Here is a 17,482-nt window from a genome sequence, read left to right as displayed (position 1 = left end):
ATTCCCGAAACCTGCAGTTGCGAGAACTCTTCAGGAATCAGACGGGAGTCTCGCCATGCCGCACTGCCCCTCCGCTCCGCTCCCCGGGCCCGCGCTCGCCGTGCGCAGCCTCTTTCTCTCCGACCTGCATCTTGGGGCCCGCGGCTGCCGCGCAACCGAGATCTTGAGCTTCCTGCGCCAGATCGAGGCCGAGCGGATCTATCTCGTCGGCGATATCCTCGATATCTGGCACCCCGCCGCGGTGCATTGGAGCGCCACCCATGACGCCATTGTCGACTGGATCGGCGCGCAGGTCACCGCCGGGCGCGAGGTGATCTACCTCTACGGCAACCATGACCGCGAGATGGCGGTCGATTTCCCGCGCCCGATGCCCGCGGTGCGGGTGGCCGAGCGGGTCACCCATGAGGCGGCCGACGGGCGGCGCTATCTGGTCTTGCATGGCGATCAGGCCGACGGGCGGCTCCTGCGCTGGCACTGGATGACGCGGATCGGCTCGCGCGCCGATGCGCTCTTGCGCCGGCTCGATCAGGCCCTGCGCCGCCATCGCGGCCTCTCGGAGGGCGAACGCTCGCTCATTCAGGCGGTGCTGGCCGGGGTCAACACGCTGCTCGCGATGGGCGACGGGTTCGAGCGGCGGCTGGCGCTGATCGCCGAGACCGCCGGGCGCGAGGGCATCATCTGCGGCCATTCCCACAAACCCGCGCTGCGCGATGTCGCCGGGCGGATCTACGCCAATTGCGGCGATTGGGTCGACAGCCTGACCGCGCTGGTCGAACACGCCGACGGGCGGCTGCATCTTCTGCAATGGGCGCCCGAGGCCGCCCGCATCGCCGCGCCGCAGGGCGCGCTCAAGGAAACGCTCGCATGATCTACCTGCTCTGGGCCCTTTTCGCTCTGCCGTTGGGGCTCCACCTGCTCTCCGCCGGGCTCTCGGCCGCGCGCTATCTGCCGCGCCGCCCTGCCCCCGCGCCCGCGCCCGAGGCGCTGCCCTTCATCTCGCTGATCCGCCCGGTCTGCGGGCTCGACCCGTTCGATGCCGAGACGCTGGGCTCCTCCTTCGGGCTCGATTACCCCGATTACGAGGTGATCTTTTGCGTGGCCGACCCGGCCGATCCGGTGGTGCCGCTGGTGCGGGCGCTGATCGCCGCCCATCCGGGCCAGCGCGCGCAGCTGCTGATCGGCGAGACGCCGATTTCCGCCAACCCCAAGCTCAACAACCTGCAAAAGGCGATCCCGGCCGCGCGCGGCGCCTATCTCGCGATGACCGACAGCAACCTCTTGTTGCCGCGCGATTATCTGCGCGCGCTGATGGCGGCCTGGGGGCCCGCGACGGGGCTCGTCTCGGGCCCGCCGGTGGGAGTGCGGGCCGAGAATTTCTGGGGCGCGGTCGAATGTGCCTTCCTCAACGGCAATCAGGCGCGCTGGCAGCTCGCGGCCGATGCGGTGGGGCTTGGCTTTGCGCAGGGCAAGACGCTGTTCTGGCGGCGCGATATTCTGGCGGCGGGGGGCGGGCTCGCGGGGCTCGGGCGCAACATGGCCGAGGATGTCGCCGCGACGAAAATGGTGCGCGAACAAGGGCTTCGCGTGCGCCTGCCGCGCCAGCTCTTTGCCCAGCCGATCGGGGCGCGCGCCGCCCGCGCGGTCTGGGACCGGCAATTGCGCTGGTCGAAGGTGCGCCGCGACGGCTTTGTCGGGCTCTTCGCGGCGGAGATCTTGCAGGGCCCCTGGCTTGCGGCGGCGGCGCTGATCGGGCTGGTGGCGGCGGGGGCGGCGCCGGGGGCGGCGCTCGTGGCGCTGCCGGTGGCGTGGTATGGTGCCGAGCTCGGGCTCGCGCGGCTTGCCGGCTGGCCCGCGGGGCCGCGCGATCTCGCCGCGGCGGTGGTGCGCGACCTCTGGCTGCCCGCGCTTTGGGCGGTGACCTGGCGGACGCGCGATTTCACCTGGCGCGGCACGGCGATGACCCATGCGGGCGCGCTGGCGGAGGCGCCGCGCGGATGATCGGCCTCGAGACGGTGGTGGCGCTGATCACCAAGCACGGGCTGACGCTTCTGGCGCCGATGGCGGTGGTCGAGGGGCCGATCGTGACGGTGATCGCGGCCTGGCTCGCGAGCCGGCAGCTCTTTGATCTCTGGAGCGTGACGGTGGTCGTGCTGGTCGCCGATATGGTGGGCGACATGATCTGGTATGGGGTCGGGCGCTGGGGGCTCGGGCCGATGCCCGAGCGCTGGCGGCGCCGGCTCGGGCTGCGGCGCGCCCGCCTCGCCGCGCTCTCGGCGCAGTTTCGCAGCCGCGGCGCCAAGATCTTGATGTTTGGCAAGTGGACCCATTCGGCGGGGCTCGCGGTCCTTGTCGCGGCGGGCGCGGCGCGGATGCCGGCCTGGCGGTTCTTCTGGGTCAACTCGCTGATCTCGGTGCCCAAGGTGTTGATTTTCGTAGCCATTGGCTATGGCTTCGGCGCGGCCTATGGCCAGATCGACGGCTGGATCTTCAAGGGCTCGGCGCTTGCGCTCGGCCTGATCGTGGCGATCGGGCTCGGCTTTGCAGCGAAGAATTGCGGCAAGCGGAGGGCGGCGGCATGAGCGAGATTTCCATCTCCTGCGTGATCGCGGCCTATAACGAAGCGCCGCGGATCGGGGCGGTGCTGGGCGCGGTGGCGGGGCATCCGGCGCTCGAGGAGGTGATCGTCGTCGATGACGGCTCGCGCGATGGCACGGCCGAGGTGGTGGCGGGGTTTTCGGGCGTCCGGCTGCTGGCGCAGCCGCAAAACGGCGGCAAGAGCCGGGCGGTCGCGCGCGGGATCGCGGCGGCGCGGGGCTCGCATCTGCTCCTTCTCGACGCCGATCTGCGCGGGCTCGACCGGGGCGCGGTCTCGCGGCTGATCGCGCCGGTCGATGCGGGGGCGGCCGATGTCTCGCTCTCGCTGCGCGCCAATGCCCCGGCGAGCTGGCGCGCGCTCGGGCTCGATTACATCTCGGGCGAGCGGGTCTTGCCGCGCGCCCAGCTGGCGGACCGGATCGCCGAGCTCGAGGCGCTGCCGCGCTTCGGCCTCGAGGTGTTTCTCAACCGGATCTGGCTGGCCGAGGCGGCGCGGATCGCGGTGGTGCGCTGGCCGGGCGTCGAGAGCCCGATGAAGCATGAAAAGCGCGGCTGGCGCGCGGGGCTCGTGGCCGATGCGAAGATGATGGGCGATATTTTCCGCACCATCCCCCCGCGCGAGGCCGCGGCCCAGATCCTGCGGATGCGCGCGCGCCGGATCGCTGCGTAACGGCCGCGGCAGGGCGTTGACAGCGGCGGCGCGCGGGTCCACCCTGCGCAAAAGTGAACCGTTCGGTCTGGCGCCGCCCGACCCAGCCAAGGAGCCCCGCGATGCTCACCTCCCCGCCCCTTTGCCGCCCGCTTGGCGCGCTCCTCGTCGTCTCGGCGCTGGCGATGGGCGCGCTCGCCGCGCCCGCCGGGGCGCGGGCCGAGACCAGTTTCGAGGCGCTGGTGGCGCGCTTCACGCAGCGCGCCGAGACTGACAAGGTGGCCTCCTCGAACGGCCGGATCGAGGCGCAAAGCCTTGATGTCGCGGGGAAATACGCAGGCCGGCTGACCGAGATCACGGCCCGCGAGGGCGATCTCGTCGAGGCCGGCGCGGTGATCGCGAGGCTCGACGACCGCGATGTTCAGGCGCGGATCCTCGGCGCCAAGGCCTCGCTCTTGCAGGCCGAGGCCGCCAAGGAGCAGGCTCAGGCCGCGGTGATGCAGGCCGAAAGCGCGCTGGCCGTCGCGCAGACCTCCTATGACCGGGTCGTCGTGCTCAACCGCGAGGGCCATGCCGCGCAAAGCGTGCTCGATGACGCCACGAACGCGCTGAAAACGGCGCAGGCCTCGCGCGCGGCGGCGCGGGCGCAGGTCTCGAACGGCGAGGCGCTGATCGCGGCGGCCAATGCCGCGCTCGAGGAGCTCAATGTCGCGCTCGAGGATCTGACTATCCGCGCGCCGATCCGGGGGCGCGTGCTCTACCGGCTGCATGAGCCGGGCGAGGTGATCGCGGCGGGCACGCCGGTCGCGACGCTGCTCGACCTCACCGATGTCTACATGAGCCTTTATCTGCCCGCCGAGACAGTGGGCGTGCTCGCGATGGGCGACGAGGCGCGGATCGTGCTTGACCCCGCGCCCGATTATGTCGTGCCCGCGCGGATCACCTTCATCGCCCCCGAGGCGCAGTTCACGCCCAAAAGCGTCGAGACCTCGGAGGAGCGCGCCAAGCTCGTGTTCCGCGTCAAACTCACCATCCCACGGGATTTGCTCGAGAAATTCGAGGATCGGGTGAAGGTCGGCGTGCGCGGCATCGGCTTTGTGCGCACCGATCCGGCCGCCGACTGGCCCGCCGATCTCGCCGTGAAACTGCCGTGACGCCATGGGCTACGCCGCGCGTCTGGAGGGGGTGAGCCATCGCTACGGCCGGGCCGTGGCGCTCGAGGGGGTGGATCTGGCGATCCCCGCGGGGGTGATGGCGGGGCTGATCGGGCCCGACGGGGTCGGCAAATCGACGCTCTTGGCGCTCATCGCGGGCGTGCGCCGGCGCCAGACCGGGCGCGTCGAGGCGCTCGGCGCCGATCTCGCCACGCCGGCCGCGCGCGCCGCCGTCGCGCCGCGGGTCGCCTATATGCCGCAGGGCCTCGGGCGCAACCTCTACCCGACGCTGAGCGTGCGCGAGAACCTCGATTTCTTTGGCCGGCTGTTTGGCCAGGGCGCGGCCGAGCGCGCGGCGCGGATCGCGATGCTCCTCGAGGCGACCGGCCTTGCGCCCTTCCCCGACCGCCCGGCGGGCAAGCTCTCGGGGGGCATGAAGCAAAAGCTCAGCCTCTGTTGCGCGCTGATCCACGACCCGGAGCTTCTGATCCTTGATGAGCCCACGACCGGCGTCGACCCGCTCTCGCGGCGGCAATTTTGGGAGCTGATCGAGCGGTTGCGCGCCCAGATGCCGGGGATGAGCGTGATCGTCGCCACCGCCTATATGGAGGAGGCCGAGCGCTTCGACTGGCTCGCGGCGATGGATGGCGGGCGGGTGATTGCCGCGGGCAGCCCCGCCGAGCTGCGCGCGCGCGTCGGCGCCGCGCATCTCGAGGAGGCCTTCATCGCGCTTTTGCCCGAGGCCGAGCGCGCCGCGCACAAGCCCGTCGAGATCACCCCGCGGGTGGCGAAGGACGGCCCCCCCGCGATCGAGGCGCGGCATCTTACCAAGCGCTTTGGCCCGTTCACCGCGGTCGAGGATGTCAGTTTCGAGATCCCCGAGGGCGAGATTTTCGGCTTTCTCGGCTCGAATGGCTGCGGCAAGACCACGACGATGAAGATGATGACCGGGCTCTTGGCGCCAAGCTCGGGCGAGACGCGGCTCTTCGGCACAGCACTTGCCGCCTCGGACATGGCCGCGCGGCTGCGCATCGGCTATATGTCGCAGAGCTTTTCGCTCTATGGCGAGCTGACGGTGGCGCAAAACCTCGCGCTCCACGCCGATCTCTACGGTATCGCCCCGGCGCGGCGCGCGCCCCGCGTGGCCGAGGTTCTGGCCGAATTCGACCTCGCCGATGTCGCGGGCGAGAAGCCCGAGAGCCTGCCGCTCGGGATCCGCCAGCGGCTGCAACTCGCGGTCGCGACGATCCATGAGCCGCGGATCCTGATCCTCGACGAGCCGACCTCCGGCGTCGACCCGGTGGCGCGCGATGCCTTCTGGCGCAAGCTGATCTCGCTCTCGCGCGAGCACGGCGTGACGATCTTCATCTCGACGCATTTCATGAACGAGGCGGCGCGCTGCGACCGGATCTCGCTGATGCATGCGGGGCGGGTGCTGGCGGTGGGCACCCCCGCCGAGCTCGCCGCGCGCCAGGGCGTGAGCGATCTCGAGGAGGCGTTCATCCGCTATCTGGAGGCGGAAATCAGCGCCGAGGCCCCGCCGGCGGCGCCCGCCCCGCCCGCCGCCCCGCCACCCCGCGCCCCCCCGCCCGCGCGGCTGCGCTCACCCGGCTCTGGGCCTATACCTGGCGCGAGAGCCTCGAGCTCCTGCGCGATCCGATCCGCCTCTTCTTCGCCCTGGCCGGGCCGATTATCCTCATGATTACCGTTGGTTACGGGATCTCTTTCGATGTCGACGAGCTCAGCTTCGCGGTCTTCGACCAAGACCAGACCCCCGAGAGCCGCCGCCTTGCCGAGCAATTCACCGCGATCGCGCAATTTGCCGAGACCGCCCCGGTCGAGAGCCTCGACGCGCTCGAGGCGCGGATGAAGGCCGGCGCGCTCACCGTCGCGCTCGAGATCCCCGAGGGCGCGGGGCGGATGCTGCATCAGGGCAAGGTGCCCGAGGTCTCGCTCTGGGTCGATGGCTCGATGCCGTTTCGCGCCGAGACCGCGCGCGGCTATGCGCTCGGCGCGCTGACCCGCTTTGCGGCGATCCTCGCCGAGGAGAGCGGCACCGCCACCCCGAGCCCCGTCACCCTCGAGACGCGCTTTCGCTTCAACCAGGCCTTCCGCAGCGCCAACGCCATGCTGCCCTCGGTGATCATGCTGATCCTGATCCTGATCCCGGCGGTGATGTCGGCGATCGGGGTCGTGCGCGAGGTCGAGACCGGCACGATCGCGAATTTCCGCTCGACGCCGGTGCGGCGGGTCGAGTTCCTGCTCGGCAAGCAGATCCCCTATATCGCGCTCTCGGCGCTCGCTTTCGCGGCGCTCTTCGCGCTCGGCCAGGGGCTCTTTCAGGTGCCCTTCACCGGCTCGCTCGGCGCGCTCACCGCGCTCGCGCTCCTTTATGTCTGCGCCACCACCGGGCTTGGCCAGCTGATCTCGACCTTCACGAAAACCCAGGTCTCGGCGGTTTTCGCGGTGGCGGTGATCTCGATCATCCCGACGGTGAATTTCTCCGGGCTGATCGTGCCGGTCTCCTCGCTCGAGACGGCGGGGCGGCTCACCGGGCTCGCCTTCCCCGGCGCCTGGTTCCAGACCGGCGCGCTTGGCACCTTCCTCAAGGGCTTCGGCTGGGCCGATATCGGCACTTCGGCCGCCGCCATCGCGGGCTTTGCCGCGCTCTACCTCGCCGCCGCGGTCGCGATCTTGCGCAAACAGGAGCCGTAACATGCTGCAAAGCCTGAAGAATACGGCCCGCCTGACGCTCAAGGAGCTGCGCGCCATCCGCGCCGACAAGGTCATGCTGGTCTTGATCTTCTACGTCTTCACGGTGGCGACCTATATGGTCGCCGACGCGATCTCGACCGAGATCAACGACCTCGCCGTCGCCGTCGTCGACGAAGATCAAAGCCCGCTCAGCCAGCATCTGACCGATGCGATCCGCGCGCCGATGTTCAAGACCCCCGACAGCCTGACCCCCGATCAGGCCGAGGCCGCGCTCAAGGTCGGCGGCTATGTGCTCGTCGTCAGCTTCCCCCCCGAGATGGAGCGCGACCTGCGCGCGGGCCGCGCCACCACGATCAAGATCGACGCCGATACCACCGCCATCGCGCAGGCCGGCAATGGCGCGACCTTCCTCCAACAGCTCCTCGCGGCCGAGCTTTCGGCCTGGGCCGCGCCCTCGGGCGCCAACACGACAAGCCTCGTCTCGGTGGTGTTTCGCAACCTCTTCAACCCGAACCTGACCTCGAAATGGTTCACCTCGGTGATGGAGCTGATGAATTCGATCACCATCCTGACGCTGATCCTCGCCGGCGCCTCGCTGATCCGCGAACGCGAACATGGCACGATCGAACATGTGCTGGTGATGCCGGTGCGCCCCCATGAGATCGTGCTCTCGAAGATCGCGGCCAATGGCGCGGTGATCCTCGCGGCCTCGGTGTTTTCGCTGGTGGTGGTGGTCGAATGGATCATCGGCGTGCCGATCGGCGGCTCGCTTTGGCTCTTCGTCCTCGGCACGGCGGTCTATGTGGTGGCGGTGGCGGCGCTCGGGCTGATGCTGGCGAGCTTCACCCATACGATGGGCCAGTTCGGGCTCCTCATCATCCCGGTGATCATCGTGATGATCCTGCTCTCGGGCGGCATGACGCCGATGGAATCGATGCCCGACTGGCTCCAGACCCTGATGAAACTGATCTCCCCCGCCCCCCATTTCGTGGCCTTCGCGCAGGGCGTGCTCTACCGCGGCGCCGGCGCCTCGGTGCTCGCCCCCGAGATCGGCGCGATGGCGGCGATGGCGGGCGTGGCCCTCACCGTGGTGGTCGCGCGCTTCCGCAAGGTCCTGAGCTGACCCTTTCATCTTGCCGAAAATATCCCGGGGTCCGGGGCGGCGCCCCGGTCCTCACGCCTCCACCCGCAACGCCGGCCCGCGCCGCCAGCCACCCTGAAGATAAAGCGCCCCCGCCGCCAGAAGGGTGAAACACATCGAGGCCGGGAAACTCAACCAAAGCGCATCGACGCCGAGCCACTCCCGCATCCCCAAAGCCACCCCGAGCCGCACCGGATACATCGACACGATCAGGATCAGAAGCGGCGCAATCACCTGCCCATTCGCCCGCACCGTGCCAAAGAGCACCATCGTGACCCCGAAGGCCACAAAACCCCAGCTCGCAACCCGTTGAATATGCTGCCCGATCTCGATAGCCGGGCTGCCCTCGCCCAAAAACAGCGCCATCGCCTGCGCATCGAGCACCGTCACCGCCGCAACCAGCCCCCGGTCATCACGAGGTTGAACACCACCCCCCAGCCCGTGATCCGCCCGACCCGCGCCCAGTTCCCCGCGCCGATATTCTGCGCCGCCATCGCGCTCACCGCCGCCCCAAGCGCCATCGCCGGCATCTGGATATAGGTCCAAAGCTGCTGGGTCGCGCCAAAGGCCGCGGTCGTATCGACCCCCTCGCGGTTCACAAGGCTGAGCATCGTCAGCGCCGCCGAGGAGACCACGATCATCTGCACCCCCATCGGCGTGCCCTTGGCAAAGATCAGCCGCAACACCGACGCGCGCGGGCGCAAGTAAGCCCATTCCGCCCCGCGCAGCCGCAACGGCAAATCGCGCCCGTAGATATAAAGGAGCATCGCGCCGAGGCTCGCGTAATTGGCCACCGCCGTCGCAAAGGCCGAGCCCGCAATCCCCATCTCGGGCGCCGGGCCGAGGCCCAGAATGAAAACCGGGTTCAGCACCACATCGAGCGCCACCGCCAGCGCCATGAAGACCAGCGGCGTGAGCGCATCCCCCGCCCCCCGCAGCGCCATCATCAGGAGCGTCTGCATCAGAAGCGCCGGCATCGCAAGAAAGATCACCCGCAGAAAATCCCGCGCGAAATCAAGGCTTTCCGCAGGCGTGCCGAGCAGCCCCAGAAGATGCGGCGCCAAGAGCCACCCCCCCGCCGAGATCAACACCGCGAGCGGCACAAAGGTGCCGATCACCGTGCCCACCACCTCGCGCGCCCCCGTCAGATCGCCCCGCCCGATCGCCTGCCCGATCAGGATCGTCGCCGCCATGCCAAAGCCGAAGACGAAAGAGGTGAGCAAAAACATCAAGATGTTGCCGTTCGTCGTGGCGGCCAGGGCGGTCTCGCCCAAGAGCCGCCCGATCCAGACCGCATCGATCGAGCCATTGGCCGATTGCAGCATCGAGGAGCCAAGCGTCGGCAGCGCGAACATCAGAAGCGTCGTCGCGATCGGCCCCCGGGTCAGTTTCGGCGTGGGTCTCATCGGGCCTCCGTTTCCCTGCCTATCTGGCACAGAGCCGCCCGCCGTCAAGCCTCAGCAGATCCGCGGCAATTGCTCGCCCACCAACATGTCGACGATCCGCGCCCCGCCAAAGGCCGTGCGCATCCGTACCTGGCCCACATGCCCCTCGACCGCGCGCCCGATCACCGCCGCCCCCGCGCCCTCGGCCCGCGCGCGCATCGCGCTCAGCGCCGCCGCCGCCTCCGCCTCGGGCACGAAGACGACAAGCCGCCCCTCATTGGCGAGGTAAAGCGGGTCGAGCCCGAGGATCTCGCACACCCCCACCACCTCGGCCCGCAACGGCAAATCCTCCTCGGCAATCTCGATCCCGCAGCCCGCGGTTTCGGCAATCTCGTTGAGCGCCGAAGCCAAGCCCCCGCGCGTCAGATCGCGCGCCGCCTTCGCCCCGGGCGCTGCCGCCAGAACATCCGCCATCAGATGCCCGAGCGCCGCACAATCGCTCTGCAGATCGGTCGAGAGCGCCAGATCGCCGCGCGCCGCCAAGATCGCCGCACCATGATCGCCCAACACCCCGTTCACGATCGCCACATCGCCCGGCCGCACCCGCGCCGCCCCCATCGCCCGCCCGGGCGGGATCACCCCCACCCCGGAGGTCGTGACAAACAGCGTGTCGCAAGCCCCGCGCCCGACCACCTTGGTATCGCCCGTGACGATCCGCACCCCCGCCGCCGCCGCCTCGCGCGCCATGCTCGCCACCACCCGGCGCAAGAGCGCAATCTCGGTCCCCTCCTCGATGATGAAGGCCGCCGAGAGCCACAGCGGCACCGCCCCCCCCACCGCAAGATCGTTGACCGTGCCACAGACCGCGATCTTGCCGATATCGCCGCCGGGAAATTCGATCGGCGTCACCACGAAACTGTCGGTGGTGAAGGCAAGCCGCGCGCCCGGCTCAGCCAAAGCCGCCGCCTCCAGCACCGCCTGATCCTCCATCCCGGGCGGCTCGAACACGGCGGTGAACACCTCCTCGATCAGATCCCGCATCGCCTTGCCGCCGCCACCATGCGACAGCGTCACCTTGTCATCGCGAAGCGCCATCCCGCTCCCCTTTCATCTTGCCGCAAATATCCCGGGGTCCGGGGCAGAGCCCCGGCGCTCATTGAGCCGCGCGCGCCCCGCCATATTGCCAATAGGCCGCACAGGCCCCCTCCGAACTCACCATCAACGCCCCCAACGGCATCTCGGGCGTGCACCCGCGGCCAAATTGCGCGCAGTGCACGGGCTTCATCCGCCCCGTCATCACCGCCCCGCAGGCGCATCCCTCGGGCTCCTCGAGCTCGGTGCGCACCCCCGCATAGCCCACGCCGAATTTCTCCTCGGCGTCGAAAGCGGCATAGGCCGGCCGGATCCTGAGCCCCGAGGCGTCGATCTCTCCCAGCCCCCGCCACTCGAAGGAGGGGCGCTTTTCATAGACATCGGCGATCGCTGCAAGGCTCACCGGGTTGCCGTTCTCGGGCACGACGCGGGCATATTGGTTCTCGACCCGCGCCTCGCCCGCCGCGATCTGGCGCAGCACCATCAGCACCGATTGCAAGAGATCCGTCGGCTCAAAGCCCGCCACTACGATCGGCTTGTGATAATCTTGCGCAATGAAATCATAGGGATGCACCCCGATCACCATGCTCACATGACCCGGCCCGATAAAGCCGTCGAGCACCATATGCGGGTCGTCGAGCAGCGCCTTGATCGGCTCGGGCACGGTGATGTGGTTGCAAAACACCGAGAAATTCGCAAGCCCCTCGCGCGCGGCCTGCTGGATCGCGAGCGCGGTCGAGGGCGTCGTCGTCTCGAAGCCGAGGCCAAAGAACACCACCTCGCGCCCGGGGTTGCGCCGCGCAAGCTCGAGCGCGTCGAGCGGGCTGTAGACCATGCGGACATCGGCCCCCGCGGCCTTCGCCTGCAGAAGCGATTTTTTCGACCCCGGCACCCGCATCGCATCGCCAAAGGTGGTGAAAATCACCCCCTCCTTCTCGGCGATCTCGATACATTCATCGACCCGCGCGCGCGGCAGAACACAGACCGGGCAACCCGGCCCATGGATGAATTCGATCCCCTCATGGACGAGCTTGTCGAGCCCATAGCGGAAGATCGAATGGGTATGCCCGCCGCAGATCTCCATGATATGAACAGGGTTCTTGCGGCTCGCGCCGAGGCCGTCGGCGACCCGCGCAATCTCCGCCAAAAGCGCCTTCGCGGCCTTCGGGTCGCGGAATTCAGAGGCAAATTTCATCGCTCACACCCCTTCGCCGGGCCCGGCCAGCGCCGCGTCGCCCTCGGCCATCTGCGCGAGCGTCTCCTGCGCCTCGCCCAGATCATGCAGCGCCTCAAGCGTCTTGGCGGCCTCCTCCTCGTCGATCAGGCTCATCGCGAAACCCACATGGATCAGCGCCCATTGCCCGATGAGATCGCCAAGCTCCGCCCCCGCCACGCAAGCCACATTGACCTCGCGCCGCACCCCCGAAACCTCGGCCATCGCCATCATCCGCTCGGGCGCCGTGATCGCCACGATCTGCCCCGGAATCCCCAGACACATTACGCTTCCTCCTCCTCGCTCACCCGGCCCGAGGGGTCGGTGATACCATATCGGTCGAGTTTCGCGCGCAGCCCCACGCGCGACAGCCCCAGCTCCGCCGCCGCGCGGCTCTTGTTCCAGCGCAGCCGCGTCAAGGTCTCGCGCAGGATCCGCATCTCGACGAGCTCGACGCGGTCCTTGAGCGTGCCCTCGGCGGTCAACACCCCCTCCGCCGCGCGGTCGGCGCCCTCGGCCGAGGGCGGCGCCTGCAGGATGTGGCGCGAGATCAGCTCGGCGCCCAAGACGTTATCCTGCGCGAAAATCAGCATCCGCGTGACCTCGTTGGCAAGCTCGCGCAGGTTGCCGGGCCAATCGTAATTCTCCAGAAATTCGAGCGCGGCCGCGTCGAACCCCATCACGGGCTTGCCATGTTCAGCCGCCGCCTCGCCCAAGATGTGCTGCGCCAGCATCGCCACATCGCCGCGCCGCGCACGCAACGGCAAGAGCCCGATCTCGCCCACCGCCAGCGCATAATAGAGATCGGCGCGGAACCGCCCCTCGGCCACCGCCGCGCGCAGATCGACCCCCGCCCCCGCGATCAGCCGCAGGTTCGTCGTCACCGTCTCCTGCCCGCCCAGCGGCGTGAAGGCGCCCTCGCCCAGCATCCGCATCAGCGCGAGCTGCAGCGCGGCCGAGGCGCTCTCGATCCCCGAAAGATAGAGCGTGCCGCGATCGGCCTTCTGCGCGAGCCCGATCTTCGCGACACCGCCGGGCAGCACGCCGCGCTTCGCGCCAAACAGCTCGATCAGCGCGAGATCCTCGGGCAGGCCCGAAATATTGAGCTCATAGAAGGGCTTATCCGAGCGCAACGAGCCATAATGCATGGCCCGCGCGAGCTGCGCCTTGCCGGTGCCCGCCTCGCCGGTGAGCAAGACCGGCACGTCGAAGCTCGCATATTGGCGCGCGAGCGTCACGGCGGTGTTCATCGCCGATTGCGGCGCGCGCAGGATCGTCTCGAAGCCCATCCCCTCGCGCAGCGCCCGGCGGCGTTTCTCGAGCCGGCTCTCGGAGGTCGAGTTCAGGAACCGCATCTCGAGCGCGAGGCGCTCATTGTCGCGCGCGAGCTGGAACATCCGCGCGCCGTTGCGGGCGGCGGCGAGGAGCTGTTCGGGGTGCCAGGGCTTGGTCAGGAACTGATGCACGCCCGCCTCGTTGATCGCCGCGACCATCGCCTGCGCATCGGTATACCCGGTGATCACGATCCGCACCGTCTCGGGCCAGCGCTCGCGCACCTCGGCGAGGAAATCGACGCCCGAACGGCCGGGCATGCGCTGATCGGAGAAGATCACCTGCACCCAGTTTTCCGCCAGCACCCCGAGCGCGGCTTCGGCGCCCGAGGCGGTGAGGATGTCGAACTCATCCTCGAGCGCCATCGTCATCGCCGAGAGCGAATGCGGCTCGTCATCGACGAGCAGGATCACCGGGCGCGAGGCAGCCATCACGCCGCCTTCGCGGCAAGGCCGCGCCGGAGCCAATCGAGCCAGAGCTCCATCCCCTCGCCGGTGCGCGCCGAGACGCGGATCACCTCGATCTCCGGGTTCACGCGCTTCAAGTTCGCCTCGTAAGTATCCAGATTCACGTCACAAAACGGCGCGAGGTCGATCTTGTTGAGGATCGCGAGGCGCGAGGCTGCGAACATGTCGGGGTATTTGAGCGGCTTGTCCTCGCCCTCGGTCACCGACAGGATCGCGACCTTGGCATCCTCGCCGAGATCGAAGGCCGCGGGGCAGACGAGGTTGCCGACATTCTCGATGAAGAGCAGCGCGCCGGCCCCCAGATCGAGCCGCGCAAGCGCCTGTTCGACCATGTTGCCGTCGAGATGGCAGCCCTTGCCGGTGTTGACCTGCACCGCCGCGGCGCCGGTTTCGCGGATCCGGTCGGCGTCGTTCGAGGTCTGCTGATCGCCCTCGATCACCGCGAGCGGCTGGGCGCCGAGCGCGCGGATCGTGGCGCACAAAAGCGTGGTCTTGCCCGAGCCGGGCGAGGAAACGAGGTTGACCGAAAACGCCTTGAGCGCCGCCAGCGCCGCCCGGTTGCGCGCGGCGAAGCTGTTGTTCTTGCTCAGGATATCGGTCTCGATCTCGATCAGCCGCGCCTGGGTCATGCCCGGCACCTCGGTGCCCGCGGGGCCCTGGCCGAAATGCAGATCATGGGTGCAGGCGGCGTGGCTGCCATCGACCGGCGCAGGCGCGGGCGCGGGCGTTTTCGGCGCAGTGGGCTTCGGCGCGGGATGGGGCGCGAGCACCGCCAGCGGCGCCGCCGGCGCCTGCCCCTGTTTGGCGAGATGGGCGCGGAACTGGTCCTCCACGCTATGGCCGCCGCAGCCGCAAACCGTACACATCACAGCACCTCCAAATCCTTGATCCGCATCTCATCGCCGCCCTGCACGAGCAGCCGCCCGCCACCACAGTGCGGGCAAGGCGCGAGGCGGTCGGTGATCTCGACCTCCACCGCGCAATCGTAACACAGCGCCCGCCCCGGCAGATCGAGGATCTCGAGCGCCGCGCCTTCGGCGACCGAGCCGCGCATCACCACCTCGAAGGCAAAGTCGAGCGCGGCGCGCTCAACCCCGGCGAAGGCGCCAATCTCCAGCCGCACGCGGGTGATCTTGCTGAAATCATTGGCCTTTGCGGCATCCTCGAGGACGGTTCGGATGCCCTCGGCGATCGACATTTCATGCATGGCACCCCTCCATCACCACCGCAACGCAGGGGTCGAGGATATCGACAACGAGCCCCGCGCGCGAGGCCTTTGCCGCGGGCAGCGCGCCGAGCGCGGCCTCGAGCGCGCCGCCCGGGGCGAGGAGATGATCGGTCGGCGTGCGGCGCAGGAATTCGGTCACGACGCCACCCTCGGCGCGGGCTTCGAGCGCATAGGTGCCGCGCGCGGCAGGCACGAGCGCGCGCCCGGGCGCGGGCGTTTCGCCGCGCGGCGGGGTCTCGGCGAAGGCCGCGAGATCAAGGAGGCGGCCAAGCGCGCGCCACAGCGGGCCGCGCCCGAAGGCGGCCTCGGCCTCGGCCATCAGCGGATGGCCCGCGCGCCGCCCGGCGGGGGAATTTTCCTGCGGCGCGGTGCCGAACGGGTCGGTCAGCGGCGCGAGTTCGGCCACCGCCTCGCCCGGCGCAAAGGCCTCGGCCAGCGCGGCGAGCGCGGGCGCCACGCCGCGCCCGGCGGCGAGCCATTCGGCCAGATGCGCGGGCGCCGCCCCGCCCCAGACCGCCGAAACGAGCCGCGGCCCGCCCGCCTCCCAGCCGAGCGGCAGCGCCCGCGGCGCAAGCCCCAATAGCCCCGGCCAGGCGATCATCAGTTTGAAAAGGTGATCGCGCAGGATCTCACGGCCCAGATCGGCCTCGGCTCGGGGGAGGTCGAGCGCGAGACGAACCGCAAGATCCTGCGCTTCACCGCACAGGTTGAACAGGCTCCGGGCAAGCCGGGCCACATCCTCGGGCGCACGGCCACACATCAGCCGCGCCACCGGCAAAGCCGGGGCCTGCGTCACGACGGGGCGCAGATCAGCCCCCGCAACGCCAAGCGTGATGTGCAGACCGCCGCTCATGCCTGTGCGGAGCCTCCGTCCTGAGGCGCCTCGGCCAGCCCGCCGGTAAGGATCTGGCGGCGCGTCGGCGCCGGGTCGAGGGGCGCCTCGGCCTCCGGGGCGGGCGCGGCCAAGGCCGCTTCGGCGGCGGCGATCTCGGCCTCGCGCGCCGCGCGGATCTCGCCCGCGCGGTCGGTCTCGGCGCGGTTCTCGGCGCGGTAAAGCTCGGCCATCACCGCCCGCGCGACATCGACCGCCTGCATCTGGGTCTGGAAATCGGCCATCGGCGAGAACAGCGAGCACGCCTTGTAGCCGCCGACCATCTCCCTGACATTATGGAGAAATTCATAGCGCCCCGAGGGGAACTCGATCTCTTCCTTGGCGCCCGCCGTGAGACCCGACCAATCCTCGCCCGGGCCGGGCAGCAAGATCAGGTTCATGAACCACGGGCTGACCAGCACCCCCACGACGCGGCCCTCGCGGTTTTCAAACCCCACCGCCTCGACCGAGAGCGCCTTGTTGACCAAGGGCACCTCGCGCATTTTCGCATGCCACACTTCGCGGAAATCGGCGGTGAGCTTTTGCACCTCGGCCTCGATCCGCCGCGCCTCGAGGATCGCGGGCGCGCCCGGGTCTTCGCGGACCATGAACTGTTCCTTCGGCGCGCCGCAATTCGGGCAGGACCAATCCTCGGGCAGCGCGGTGAAGGCGGTGCCGGGCAGAACCTGACGGAACTCATCGCCCTCGGCGGGGTCGTAGGGCGTCCAGCAGATCTTGCATTCCATCACCGCGGCCGCGGAAATGCGGTCATTGGCGCCCAGATAGCTGCCCTCGAACCCGGCAAAACCGCTCATCGGATCGCCTCCAGAACCTCGGTGATGCGCGCGCCCGAATCGCTCAGATCCTCGGGCGCGGCGATCGCGACCTCGGGCATCGGGGTGACCTCGAACGTGTCGAGAATGAGCACATCCATCGAGTTGAAAAACTGCACGCGCCAGACGAAAGGGGTGGCGGTGGCGGTGATCCGGCAATTGCCATAGCCGCGCGACAAGATCGTGACCGCGCCCTCGCCGAGCACCTGGCCCAGCCAGTCGAGATCGGCCTCGGTATGGGGCAAAAGCGTGAGGTTGATCACATGCGGCTCCCCGCCCGCGCGGAAAGAGGCCGATTTATCAAGGAGTTCTGCCGCAAGCGCGGGGGCGTTCACGACGCCCGCCGGGCGCGGCGCCTCGAGGCCTTGGGCCGCGCGGGCGGGCTCAAAGGCGCGCGAGAGCGCCGCCGCCGGCACCGGGCCGATCTCGATCCGGTCGACGCCCGCCCCCGCGATCTGCCACACGCCCGCGAAGACGCTTTCCTGCACCATCAGGGCCGGGATCCCGCGGATCTTCATCGCGACCTCGCCCTGCCCCATCGTCTCGGCGATCAGCGCGCGGTTTTGCGCATCGAGATGGGAGAGATCAAAGCTCGCCATGCCGCCCATCGCGCAGGCCTCGGCGGCCTTCGCCAGATCGGCCAGCGTCTTCAGCGCCGGCGTCACCGCGCTCGGGTCGTCGACCTGCGGGTGATGCGCGCTATAGGTGCGCATCCCCGACGGCAGTTGCAGATAATCGAGCTCGCCCTCCTCGGGCTGCGAGCCGGGGCCGAAGCCCATGGGCGGCAAGTGAAAATTCGACACCATG

At 69.3% G+C, this 17,482-nt stretch carries 19 protein-coding genes; 8 read left to right on the top strand and 11 right to left on the bottom strand.

Annotation, left to right across the window (positions count from 1 at the left end; genetic code table 11):
• Window positions 1–55: 55 nt before the first annotated feature.
• The 8 genes from LPB142_RS07725 (at window position 56) to LPB142_RS07695 (ending at window position 8,236) form a co-directional block, all read left to right on the top strand.
• Window positions 56–868 carry a UDP-2,3-diacylglucosamine diphosphatase gene (locus LPB142_RS07725; RefSeq protein WP_071166023.1) on the top strand — a complete coding sequence of 271 codons (813 nt, stop codon included), beginning with the start codon at window positions 56–58 and terminating at the stop codon, window positions 866–868.
• Window positions 865–1,998, top strand: coding sequence for a glycosyltransferase (locus LPB142_RS07720; protein ID WP_071166022.1), 1,134 nt, complete (start codon window positions 865–867; stop codon window positions 1,996–1,998). The genes LPB142_RS07725 and LPB142_RS07720 overlap by 4 nt, the downstream gene beginning before the upstream one ends.
• The gene (locus LPB142_RS07715) at window positions 1,995–2,579 is read left to right on the top strand and encodes a DedA family protein (protein WP_071166021.1); all 585 of its coding nucleotides are present in this window, start codon (window positions 1,995–1,997) and stop codon (window positions 2,577–2,579) included. Before LPB142_RS07720 ends, LPB142_RS07715 begins: the two co-directional genes overlap by 4 nt.
• Window positions 2,576–3,265, top strand: a complete 690-nt coding sequence (locus tag LPB142_RS07710) for a glycosyltransferase family 2 protein (protein ID WP_156894343.1) — start codon at window positions 2,576–2,578, stop codon at window positions 3,263–3,265. The genes LPB142_RS07715 and LPB142_RS07710 overlap by 4 nt, the downstream gene beginning before the upstream one ends.
• A gap of 101 nt (window positions 3,266–3,366) precedes the next feature.
• Window positions 3,367–4,398, top strand: a complete 1,032-nt coding sequence (locus tag LPB142_RS07705) for an HlyD family secretion protein (protein ID WP_232230991.1) — start codon at window positions 3,367–3,369, stop codon at window positions 4,396–4,398.
• A 4-nt stretch (window positions 4,399–4,402) separates the two neighbouring features.
• The gene (locus LPB142_RS19535; protein ID WP_269635484.1) at window positions 4,403–6,100 is read left to right on the top strand and encodes an ATP-binding cassette domain-containing protein; all 1,698 of its coding nucleotides are present in this window, start codon (window positions 4,403–4,405) and stop codon (window positions 6,098–6,100) included.
• Entirely contained in the window at window positions 6,046–7,113 is a 1,068-nt protein-coding gene (locus LPB142_RS19530; protein ID WP_330390801.1) for an ABC transporter permease, read from the top strand. Before LPB142_RS19535 ends, LPB142_RS19530 begins: the two co-directional genes overlap by 55 nt.
• Before the next feature lies 1 nt (window position 7,114).
• Entirely contained in the window at window positions 7,115–8,236 is a 1,122-nt protein-coding gene (locus LPB142_RS07695; protein ID WP_071166020.1) for an ABC transporter permease, read from the top strand.
• Window positions 8,237–8,287: 51 nt separating this feature from the next.
• On the opposite strand, the gene LPB142_RS19385 is transcribed toward LPB142_RS07695, so the two are convergent.
• The 11 genes from LPB142_RS19385 to LPB142_RS07640 are packed head-to-tail and all read right to left on the bottom strand — an operon-like array spanning window position 8,288 to window position 17,481.
• A complete protein-coding gene (locus LPB142_RS19385; protein WP_071166019.1) occupies window positions 8,288–8,644 on the bottom strand; it encodes an MATE family efflux transporter in 357 nt (118 codons plus the stop codon).
• Window positions 8,641–9,660, bottom strand: coding sequence for an MATE family efflux transporter (locus tag LPB142_RS07685; protein WP_071166018.1), 1,020 nt, complete (start codon window positions 9,658–9,660; stop codon window positions 8,641–8,643). The genes LPB142_RS19385 and LPB142_RS07685 overlap by 4 nt, the downstream gene beginning before the upstream one ends.
• A gap of 51 nt (window positions 9,661–9,711) precedes the next feature.
• Complete coding sequence (gene hypE / locus LPB142_RS07680; protein WP_071166017.1) at window positions 9,712–10,734, bottom strand: hydrogenase expression/formation protein HypE; 1,023 nt, start codon at window positions 10,732–10,734, stop codon at window positions 9,712–9,714.
• A gap of 58 nt (window positions 10,735–10,792) precedes the next feature.
• On the bottom strand, window positions 10,793–11,926 hold the full coding sequence (gene hypD, locus LPB142_RS07675) for a hydrogenase formation protein HypD (RefSeq protein ID WP_071166016.1): 1,134 nt from the start codon (window positions 11,924–11,926) through the stop codon (window positions 10,793–10,795).
• Between the two features lie 3 nt (window positions 11,927–11,929).
• Window positions 11,930–12,229, bottom strand: a complete 300-nt coding sequence (locus LPB142_RS07670) for a HypC/HybG/HupF family hydrogenase formation chaperone (RefSeq protein ID WP_071166015.1) — start codon at window positions 12,227–12,229, stop codon at window positions 11,930–11,932.
• Window positions 12,229–13,707: a sigma-54-dependent transcriptional regulator gene (locus LPB142_RS07665; RefSeq protein WP_068765144.1), complete on the bottom strand. Its 1,479-nt coding sequence runs from the start codon at window positions 13,705–13,707 to the stop codon at window positions 12,229–12,231. The genes LPB142_RS07670 and LPB142_RS07665 overlap by 1 nt, the downstream gene beginning before the upstream one ends.
• Complete coding sequence (gene hypB / locus LPB142_RS07660; protein ID WP_269635480.1) at window positions 13,707–14,609, bottom strand: hydrogenase nickel incorporation protein HypB; 903 nt, start codon at window positions 14,607–14,609, stop codon at window positions 13,707–13,709. The genes LPB142_RS07665 and hypB overlap by 1 nt, the downstream gene beginning before the upstream one ends.
• Window positions 14,609–14,950, bottom strand: coding sequence for a hydrogenase maturation nickel metallochaperone HypA (gene hypA / locus LPB142_RS07655; RefSeq protein WP_071166014.1), 342 nt, complete (start codon window positions 14,948–14,950; stop codon window positions 14,609–14,611). Before hypA ends, hypB begins: the two co-directional genes overlap by 1 nt.
• Window positions 14,943–15,824, bottom strand: coding sequence for a hypothetical protein (locus tag LPB142_RS07650; RefSeq protein WP_071166013.1), 882 nt, complete (start codon window positions 15,822–15,824; stop codon window positions 14,943–14,945). Before LPB142_RS07650 ends, hypA begins: the two co-directional genes overlap by 8 nt.
• The gene (locus LPB142_RS07645) at window positions 15,821–16,657 is read right to left on the bottom strand and encodes a [NiFe]-hydrogenase assembly chaperone HybE (RefSeq protein ID WP_071166012.1); all 837 of its coding nucleotides are present in this window, start codon (window positions 16,655–16,657) and stop codon (window positions 15,821–15,823) included. Before LPB142_RS07645 ends, LPB142_RS07650 begins: the two co-directional genes overlap by 4 nt.
• Window positions 16,654–17,481, bottom strand: a complete 828-nt coding sequence (locus LPB142_RS07640) for a hydrogenase expression/formation protein (protein WP_156894342.1) — start codon at window positions 17,479–17,481, stop codon at window positions 16,654–16,656. The genes LPB142_RS07645 and LPB142_RS07640 overlap by 4 nt, the downstream gene beginning before the upstream one ends.
• Window position 17,482: the final 1 nt, after the last annotated feature.

The sequence above is a fragment of the Rhodobacter xanthinilyticus genome, from assembly GCF_001856665.1.
In the GTDB taxonomy this organism is placed as follows: domain Bacteria; phylum Pseudomonadota; class Alphaproteobacteria; order Rhodobacterales; family Rhodobacteraceae; genus Rhodobacter; species Rhodobacter xanthinilyticus.
This window is presented reverse-complemented; position numbering and strand designations above follow the sequence as displayed.

Coding starts and splice junctions, on each gene's coding strand:
- LPB142_RS07725 (WP_071166023.1), top strand. CDS start 56: ATGCCGCACTGCCCCTCCGCTCCGCTCCCCGGGCCCGCGCTCGCCGTG.
- LPB142_RS07720 (WP_071166022.1), top strand. CDS start 865: ATGATCTACCTGCTCTGGGCCCTTTTCGCTCTGCCGTTGGGGCTCCAC.
- LPB142_RS07715 (WP_071166021.1), top strand. CDS start 1,995: ATGATCGGCCTCGAGACGGTGGTGGCGCTGATCACCAAGCACGGGCTG.
- LPB142_RS07710 (WP_156894343.1), top strand. CDS start 2,576: ATGAGCGAGATTTCCATCTCCTGCGTGATCGCGGCCTATAACGAAGCG.
- LPB142_RS07705 (WP_232230991.1), top strand. CDS start 3,367: ATGCTCACCTCCCCGCCCCTTTGCCGCCCGCTTGGCGCGCTCCTCGTC.
- LPB142_RS19535 (WP_269635484.1), top strand. CDS start 4,403: ATGGGCTACGCCGCGCGTCTGGAGGGGGTGAGCCATCGCTACGGCCGG.
- LPB142_RS07695 (WP_071166020.1), top strand. CDS start 7,115: ATGCTGCAAAGCCTGAAGAATACGGCCCGCCTGACGCTCAAGGAGCTG.
- LPB142_RS07685 (WP_071166018.1), bottom strand. CDS start 9,660: ATGAGACCCACGCCGAAACTGACCCGGGGGCCGATCGCGACGACGCTT.
- hypE (WP_071166017.1), bottom strand. CDS start 10,734: ATGGCGCTTCGCGATGACAAGGTGACGCTGTCGCATGGTGGCGGCGGC.
- hypD (WP_071166016.1), bottom strand. CDS start 11,926: ATGAAATTTGCCTCTGAATTCCGCGACCCGAAGGCCGCGAAGGCGCTT.
- LPB142_RS07670 (WP_071166015.1), bottom strand. CDS start 12,229: ATGTGTCTGGGGATTCCGGGGCAGATCGTGGCGATCACGGCGCCCGAG.
- LPB142_RS07665 (WP_068765144.1), bottom strand. CDS start 13,707: ATGGCTGCCTCGCGCCCGGTGATCCTGCTCGTCGATGACGAGCCGCAT.
- hypB (WP_269635480.1), bottom strand. CDS start 14,609: ATGTGTACGGTTTGCGGCTGCGGCGGCCATAGCGTGGAGGACCAGTTC.
- hypA (WP_071166014.1), bottom strand. CDS start 14,950: ATGCATGAAATGTCGATCGCCGAGGGCATCCGAACCGTCCTCGAGGAT.
- LPB142_RS07650 (WP_071166013.1), bottom strand. CDS start 15,824: ATGAGCGGCGGTCTGCACATCACGCTTGGCGTTGCGGGGGCTGATCTG.
- LPB142_RS07645 (WP_071166012.1), bottom strand. CDS start 16,657: ATGAGCGGTTTTGCCGGGTTCGAGGGCAGCTATCTGGGCGCCAATGAC.
- LPB142_RS07640 (WP_156894342.1), bottom strand. CDS start 17,481: ATGGTGTCGAATTTTCACTTGCCGCCCATGGGCTTCGGCCCCGGCTCG.